Annotated in this window: 1 rRNA gene (cut by a window edge); it reads left to right on the forward strand. The window is 55.8% G+C overall.

The features are described from left to right. Positions 1–1840, forward strand: a 23S ribosomal RNA gene (locus tag ACFVWG_RS41430); it begins 1361 nt to the left of the window's first position. Positions 1841–1937: the final 97 nt, after the last annotated feature.

Raw genomic sequence — 1937 nt, forward strand, 5'->3', positions numbered from 1 at the left:
ACGTCCAGGTGTGTGGATGGGTAGGGGAGCGTCGTGCAGCGTGTGAAGCAGCCTAGTGATGGAGTTGTGGATGCTGCACGAGTGAGAATGCAGGCATGAGTAGCGAATGACGGGTGAGAAACCCGTCCGCCGGATGATCAAGGGTTCCAGGGTCAAGCTAATCTGCCCTGGGTAAGTCGGGACCTAAGGCGAGGCCGACAGGCGTAGTCGATGGACAACGGGTTGATATTCCCGTACCGGCATTAACACGACAAGACCGAACCCGATAATGCTAAGTCATCAAAGCCGTGAGACCTTCGGGTTGAGTGGTGGAGCTGACGACCCGAGTTGGTATTAGGTGCACTGAGGAGTGACGCAGGAGGGTAGTCCAACCGCGGCGATGGTAGGCGTAAGCTGATCCGCGGGCAAGGTGGTAGGGCGAGGCATAGGCAAATCCGTGTCTCATATAAGCCTGAGAGCCGAGGCGGACCCGTTTAGGGGAAGTGGATGATCCCATGCTGCCGAGAAAAACTTCGTAGTGAGTGTTAGAGCCGCCCGTACCCCAAACCGACACAGGTGATCAGGTAGAGAATACCAAGGCGATCGAGTGAACCATGGTTAAGGAACTCGGCAAAATGCCCCCGTAACTTCGGGAGAAGGGGGGCCGGATACGTTACATCCTTCTCGGGTGGAAGCGTTGATGGCCGCAGAGACCAGGCCCAAGCGACTGTTTACTAAAAACACAGGTCCGTGCGAAGAAGTAATTCGATGTATACGGACTGACGCCTGCCCGGTGCTGGAACGTTAAGGGGACAGGTTAGCTGGCTTAGGCCGGCGAAGCTTTGAACTTAAGCGCCAGTAAACGGCGGTGGTAACTATAACCATCCTAAGGTAGCGAAATTCCTTGTCGGGTAAGTTCCGACCTGCACGAATGGCGTAACGACTTGGGCGCTGTCTCAACCGTGGACTCGGCGAAATTGCATTACGAGTAAAGATGCTCGTTACGCGCAGCAGGACGGAAAGACCCCGGGACCTTTACTACAACTTGGTATTGGTGGTCGGTACAACTTGTGTAGGATAGGTGGGAGACTGTGAAACTCGGACGCCAGTTCGGGTGGAGTCATCGTTGAAATACCACTCTGGTTGTTCTGGCTGTCTAACTTTGGTCCGTTATCCGGATCAGGGACAGTGCCTGGTGGGTAGTTTGACTGGGGCGGTCGCCTCCTAAAAGGTAACGGAGGCGCTCAAAGGTTCCCTCAGCCTGGTTGGCAATCAGGTGTCGAGTGTAAGTGCACAAGGGAGCTTGACTGTGAGACAGACATGTCGAGCAGGGACGAAAGTCGGAACTAGTGATCCGGCGGTGGCATGTGGGAGCACCGTCGCTCAACGGATAAAAGGTACCCCGGGGATAACAGGCTGATCTTCCCCAAGAGTCCATATCGACGGGATGGTTTGGCACCTCGATGTCGGCTCGTCGCATCCTGGGGCTGGAGTAGGTCCCAAGGGTTGGGCTGTTCGCCCATTAAAGCGGCACGCGAGCTGGGTTTAGAACGTCGTGAGACAGTTCGGTCCCTATCCGCTGCGCGCGCAGGAGACTTGAGAAGGGCTGCCCCTAGTACGAGAGGACCGGGGTGGACGAACCTCTGGTGTGCCAGTTGTTCCGCCAGGAGCACGGCTGGTTGGCTACGTTCGGGAGTGATAACCGCTGAAAGCATCTAAGCGGGAAGCACGCTTCAAGATGAGGTCTCCCACCGGGTTAACCGGGTAAGGCCCCCAGTAGACCACTGGGTTGATAGGCCAGAAGTGGAAGCACTGTAAAGTGTGTAGCTGACTGGTACTAATAGGCCGAGGGCTTGTCACTTACTCACCCTTGTGGTGAGCGGCAATCCTAGACTGCGCTATGTAACGATGTTCGCGTTCACTGTACGGTTCACAGAATATGAACAGGACCCCCGGTT

Source organism: Kribbella sp. NPDC058245 (genome assembly GCF_042882005.1).
Taxonomy (GTDB): domain Bacteria; phylum Actinomycetota; class Actinomycetes; order Propionibacteriales; family Kribbellaceae; genus Kribbella.